Below are 5,497 nucleotides of genomic sequence, written 5' to 3'. Positions count from 1 at the left end.
ACGCGCCGCGCGTCCCGCACGGCGGGCCGCCCCGCCCGTACGGGTCGCCGCCGTGGCGGGCGCCGCACCCGCCGGCGGCGCCGGTGCCGCCACCGCCGGCCGTCCCGATCGCGGCCCCGGCCGTCTCGAGCGGGATCGGCTGGGCGCTCGTCCCGCTGCTCACCTTCGGGTACGGGACGCCGTTCTCGTTCATGTACGCGGCGATCAAGCGGGGCTCGTGGGGGATGGGCGTCGCCGCCACCGGCTACGGCGCCGGCCTGATGGTGGCGATGGCGTCCTTCGGGTTCGACAGCCTGCTGCTCAGCGCGATCGGCTCGTTCCTGATGATGCTGCTGTGGATCGGCGGCACCGGGCACGCGCTCGCGGCGCGGACGAAGGTGTTCCCGAAGGAGCCGCCGCGCAACCTCGCGAACGAGCACGCCATCGAGGTCGCCAAGTTCCGGCGGACGCTGCGGGAGGAGGCCCGCGAGCTCGCCGCGCGGGACCCGGCGCTCGCGCGCGAGCTGCGCATCGGGCGTCCGGACGAGCCGCGCACCTACGACGACGGCGGCCTCGTCGACGTCAACCACGCCCCGCCGCACATCATCGCGGCGCTGCCCGGGATGACGCCCGAGCTGGCCGAGCGGGTCGTCCGGCGGCGCGCGGAGACGGGCCCGTTCATCTCCGTCGAGGAGATGGCCGTGGACGCCGACCTGCCGCCCGACGTCCTCCCCCAGCTCGCCGACTTCACGATCTTCCTCCGGTGACGCCGGCGGCGCCGCCCCTCAGAGCGCGACCTTGAGGACGCCGGTGAGCGCGAGCTGCGCGAGGGACAGCGGCACGAGCCACGCCCAGGCGAGTTTCTGCAGCTGGTCCTCGCGCATCCGGGGGTTCGCGACGCGCAGCCAGATGACGCAGAACGCGAGCGCCGCGACCTTCAGCGTCATCCACAGCCAGCCCAGCTCGGTGTTCAGGAACGGACCCTTCCACCCGCCGAGGAACAGGACGGCCGTCAACGCGCAGAGCACGACGATCCCGGCGTACTCCGCGAGGATGAACAGCGCGAACCGGAGGCCGCCGTACTCGGTGTACGGGCCGAAGATGATCTCCGAGTCGGCGACCGGCATGTCGAACGGGGGCCGGCGCAGCTCGGCGAGGCCCGCGACGAAGAACACGACCGCGCCGACCGCCTGCCACGGCAGCCACCACCAGCGCCACTCCTCGACGACGCCCTGCAGCGACAGCGTCCCGGCCGCCATCGCGACCGACGACGCCGCGAACACCATCGGCAGCTCGTAGGACATGAGCTGCGCCGCGACGCGCATGCCGCCGAGCAGCGAGTACTTGTTCGCCGACGCCCAGCCCGCCATGATCGCGCCGATCGCGCCGACGCCCATCACCGCCAGCGCGAAGAACACGCCGACGCCGAGGTCGAGCGCGACCTGACCGCCCGGCCCGACCGGGATGACGAGCAGCACCAGCAGGTACGGGACGAGCGCGACGCCCGGCGCGAGCCTGAACACCCACCGGTCCGCCGCCTGCGGAACCACGTCCTCCTTCTGCGCGAACTTCACGCCGTCGGCGACGAGCTGCGCCCACCCGTGGAACCGGCCCGCGTACATGGGGCCGAGGCGGCCCTGCATGTGCGCCATGACCTTGTGCTCGGCCTGGCCGACCAGGAGCGGCAGGACCGCGAACGCGGCCGCGACGAGCGCGAGCTTGACGACGGCCTCAAGCATCCGGGTCCCTCTCCGGCGGGCGGGCGGGGCGCGCGGCCGGACGGGCGGCGCGTTCGGCGGCGTCCGCCCACGGGCCCGTGTCGGGGATCCCGGGCGGACGGACGCGGCGGCGGCTCGGCGCCCCGTGCCCCGAGTCGCCCGGTTCCTTCGCGCCCGGCCACGGTTTCGCGACCCGCGCCGCGAGCACGAAGTCCTTGCGCAGCGGATGCCCCTCGAAACCGTCCGGGAGCAGCAGCGGGACCAGGTGCGGGTGGCCCTCGAACGCGACGCCGAACATCTCGAACGTCTCCCGCTCGTGCCACGCCGCGCCCCGGTACACGGTCGTCGCGGTCGGCAGCACCGGCTCGTCCCGGGGGACGCGCGTGCGGACGAGCAGGTGGTGGCGGCGTTCCAGCGAGTACACGTGCGCGACGACGGCGAAGCCGTCCTCCAGCTCGTCCACGCCGGTCAGCCAGTCGAAGAAGCCGCAGGCGAGGTCGTCGCGGGCGAACGTCAGCGCGTCCGTCCACCGGCCGGGCGGGACGTCGACGGCGAGGCCGCCGTGGGTCTCCTCGGTGCCGACCTCGTCGCCGAACCGCTCGCGCCACGCGGACTCGAGCGCGGCGCGCCCGTCCGGGGTCACCGGTCGCGCCCGATCTCGTCGTCGTGCGCGCCGTCGGCCAGCCCGGGGATGATCGTCGGGTCGTGGTCCCGCCGGGGCGCGGCGCGGCGGCCGGGCGGCGGGTCGTCGTCGACCGCTCGCACCGGCAGCGTCTCGTCCCCGTCGGGGTCCTCCACGGGCGGGACGGGCACGGTCTCGTCGGCGTCGGGGGCGGCGTCCGCGGGGGGCGCGGCGGCGACGGGCGGAACCGGGATCGTCTCGTCCGAAGCCGCCGGGGCCTCCTCGGCGGACGGGACGGCCGGGACGGGCTGGGTCTGGACGTCGGCCTCCTGCACGGCCTCGACGTCGGACGGGCCGAGCGGGCGCTCGTCGTGCTCCGGGGCGATGTCCGCGACGTCCGCGACGTCCGCGACGTCCGGCGGCGGCGCGGCCTCGCGCTCCGGCGCCGGCTCGGGCTTCGGCGCGGGCGGCGGCTGGAGGGGGCGGCGCAGGACGGTCGGGGACATCGGGCGGGGCGGCGGCGGGGGCGTCACCGGGTCGCCGTCGTAGCGGTCGCCCAGCGTCTCGGCGGCGATCCGTTCCTGCAGGTGGACGATGCCGTGCAGCAGGGCCTCGGGACGCGGCGGGCACCCCGGCACGTACACGTCCACGGGGATGATCTGGTCGACGCCCTTGGTGACGCTGTAGGAGTCCCAGTAGGGGCCGCCGCAGTTGGAGCACGCGCCGAACGAGATGACGTACTTCGGTTCGGGCATCTGCTCGTACAGGCGCCGGACGGCGGGGGCCATCTTGTCGGTGACCGTGCCGGACACGACCATGAGGTCGGCCTGGCGGGGGCCGGGCGCGAACGGGATGACGCCGAGGCGCATGAAGTCGTGCCGGCTCATCGAGGTGGCGATGAACTCGATCGCGCAGCAGGCGAGACCGAAGTTGAACACCCACAGGGAGTACCGGCGCCCCCAGTTGAGCACGAATTTGATCGGCTTGGGGGCGATCCGCGACAGCGGCCCCACGCCCGGCGGCGGTAGATCGACAGTGCCCACGCCCTCATTGTGACAGCCGGGCCGCGCCCGGTCCGGGCCCGCGGACGACCGCCGCGCGCGGGCGGCCCGGGATCACACCCAGGACAGGACGCCCTTCTTCGCCGCGTAGGCGAGGCCGGTCGCGAGGAACGCCAGGAAGACGAACATCTCGCCGAGGGTGGTGAAGCCGTAGCCGGGGGCGTCGAAGACGGTGGCCCACGGGAACAGGAAGACGGCGTCCACGGCGAACACGACGTACAGGTACGCGAACACGTAGTACCGGACGTACGAGTGCGCCCAGCCCTCGCCGACCGGGTCGACGCCGCACTCGTACGTCATGAGCTTCTCGGCCGTGGGACGATGCGGGCGCAACATGCGGTTGGCGGCGAGCCCGCCCACGACGATGGCGCCGCCTACCAGGAGCAGCGCCAGGACGAGCGCATATGAGTCGAAATAGTTATGCACGACTTCCTCCCGGAGTGCGTCTCACCGAGTATCCCTGAGGACGGCCCCCGGGGAGTGTGACGTCGTACCTCCCCCCTGGAGGAGCGCAGTGTCATCCTTTTACTGCACACTAGTGATGCATTGGGGTCAGTTGACCTGGAAGGACGTGACCAGATGAGCAACCCTCCTCCGCCGCCGGGCGGCTGGGAGACACCGGGCGGTTCGTCCTGGCCGCCTCCGCCCCCGCCGGCCGGCCCGGGCGGTCCCGGTCCCGGCGTGCCGGGCGGGCCGGGTCCGGCCGGCCCCGGCGGTGTCGGCGGCCCCGGCACCCCACCGCCCTTCTTCCCCCCGCCCCCCGGTGCCCCGATGGGGCCGGGGATGCCCCCGCCGTCGCCGAAGCGCGGCAACGGCCCGCTGATCGCCCTGCTGGTCGGCGGCGGGCTCGTGGTCGTGATCCTCGTCGCGGTGGTCGCGGTGGTGATCGCGGTGAGCGGCGGGATGAAGCCCGAGGAGAAGCTGCGCGCCGCGGCGGGCGACATCCGCGCCGACACGGCCGTCGGGCTGGAGGGCGACTTCGGCGGCGGCGCCAACTCGATCCGCGGTGAGCTGTCGATCACCAAGGGCGGGCGCGCCTACGGGACCGTGACGTGGAACAACAGCAAGGTCACCGTACTGGCGGCCGACGGGATGCTGTTCGCCAAGGCCGGTTCCGCGTTCTGGAAGCAGCAGATCTCCGGGTCCGAGACGCCGTACTACCTGCAGGACGGCGAGCAGTGGGGGCGGCTGAACCCCGACGAGCTCGACCTGAAGTTCAAGGAGGAGCTGTCGCCGACGGCGCTGGCCGCCAAGCTGGACTCGGCCGCCGGCGGCACCGTCGACCCGGTGGAGACGAGCTGGAAGGGCACGAAGGCGCTCAAGTTCAGCACGTTCTCCTCCACCCTCTACATCAGCGACTCCGACGACCCCGAGCTGCTGCACTTCGAGTCGACGACGCCGCGCGTGGCGCTGGACGTCAACACGAAGAGCTCCTCGGAGAGCGCGACGGTCGTCTCGAACATGCGCACGAGCATGGGCGAGCTGAAGGACTCGTTCAACGCGGCGGCGCGGCCGACGATCGCGGAGTGGAAGAAGGGCAACTGCCAGGACGACTCCGGCTGCACCGTGCAGGCCCAGATCCGGCCGCCGTACGGGGTCGGGACGCCCGTCAGCATCGAGATCCAGTTCTCGCTGACCGCCGGGACCCTCACCGGCAAGGAACTCGGCAAGTGCACCACCACGATCACGATCAAGACGGAGAGCCCGGTGTGGGCGAGCTGCCGGGTCAAGAGCTCCGCGTGGACGAGCTGGGCGGAGAAGACCGGCGGCACGTTCTACAAGCACGCCGACTACAAGGTGATCGGCGCCACGGCGAGCGAGGTGCAGGCGATGCAGAGCGGCCTCGACAGCGAGTAGCCGCGCCGCATCGCAGGTGAGGCGCCCCGCACGCCGCACCCGCCCGCACGCCGGACGGCACCCGCCCGCACGCGATGCCCGGCGACGCGCCCGTCCCCGCTCCGGGGACTCGCGTCGTCGGGCATTCTTGTCATCGTGGACTTCCCTTCCTCCGAGCCCACCGATCCCGGCGCGCCCCGCACGCCCCCCGGGCGCCCGCACGACCCCGCCGCCCCGCGGCGCGGCCGGCACGCCGGCCCGCCGCGCGACGTGCCGGTCGC

The 5,497-nt window shown here is 73.6% G+C and carries 6 protein-coding genes; 2 read left to right on the top strand and 4 right to left on the bottom strand.

What is annotated here, in order from left to right:
• Positions 1-746: ComEA family DNA-binding protein (locus tag ACFQ11_RS36925; protein ID WP_378307480.1), on the top strand; the 746-nt coding region annotated here is incomplete at its 5' end.
• Positions 747-764: 18 nt separating this feature from the next.
• Here the strand turns inward: ACFQ11_RS36925 and ACFQ11_RS36920 are convergent.
• From ACFQ11_RS36920 to ACFQ11_RS36905, 4 genes are all read right to left on the bottom strand, one after another.
• Positions 765-1,718 (bottom strand): complex I subunit 1/NuoH family protein, encoded by a 954-nt coding sequence (locus ACFQ11_RS36920; protein ID WP_378307478.1) that lies wholly within the window; start codon positions 1,716-1,718, stop codon positions 765-767.
• The gene (locus ACFQ11_RS36915) at positions 1,711-2,340 is read right to left on the bottom strand and encodes an NADH-quinone oxidoreductase subunit C (RefSeq protein WP_378307476.1); all 630 of its coding nucleotides are present in this window, start codon (positions 2,338-2,340) and stop codon (positions 1,711-1,713) included. The genes ACFQ11_RS36920 and ACFQ11_RS36915 overlap by 8 nt, the downstream gene beginning before the upstream one ends.
• Positions 2,337-3,362 carry an NADH-quinone oxidoreductase subunit B gene (locus ACFQ11_RS37865; protein ID WP_449193667.1) on the bottom strand — a complete coding sequence of 342 codons (1,026 nt, stop codon included), beginning with the start codon at positions 3,360-3,362 and terminating at the stop codon, positions 2,337-2,339. Before ACFQ11_RS37865 ends, ACFQ11_RS36915 begins: the two co-directional genes overlap by 4 nt.
• Before the next feature lie 72 nt (positions 3,363-3,434).
• The gene (locus ACFQ11_RS36905; RefSeq protein WP_378307474.1) at positions 3,435-3,806 is read right to left on the bottom strand and encodes an NADH-quinone oxidoreductase subunit A; all 372 of its coding nucleotides are present in this window, start codon (positions 3,804-3,806) and stop codon (positions 3,435-3,437) included.
• Between the two features lie 357 nt (positions 3,807-4,163).
• Between ACFQ11_RS36905 and ACFQ11_RS36900 the strand changes: the two genes are divergently transcribed.
• On the top strand, positions 4,164-5,237 hold the full coding sequence (locus tag ACFQ11_RS36900) for a hypothetical protein (protein ID WP_378307472.1): 1,074 nt from the start codon (positions 4,164-4,166) through the stop codon (positions 5,235-5,237).
• Positions 5,238-5,497: the final 260 nt, after the last annotated feature.

Origin of the sequence: Actinomadura sediminis, from assembly GCF_042675525.1 — a bacterium.
GTDB classification, from domain to species: Bacteria; Actinomycetota; Actinomycetes; order Streptosporangiales; family Streptosporangiaceae; genus Spirillospora; species Spirillospora sediminis.
This window is presented reverse-complemented; position numbering and strand designations above follow the sequence as displayed.

Coding starts and splice junctions, on each gene's coding strand:
- ACFQ11_RS36920 (WP_378307478.1), bottom strand. CDS start 1,718: ATGCTTGAGGCCGTCGTCAAGCTCGCGCTCGTCGCGGCCGCGTTCGCG.
- ACFQ11_RS36900 (WP_378307472.1), top strand. CDS start 4,164: ATGCCCCCGCCGTCGCCGAAGCGCGGCAACGGCCCGCTGATCGCCCTG.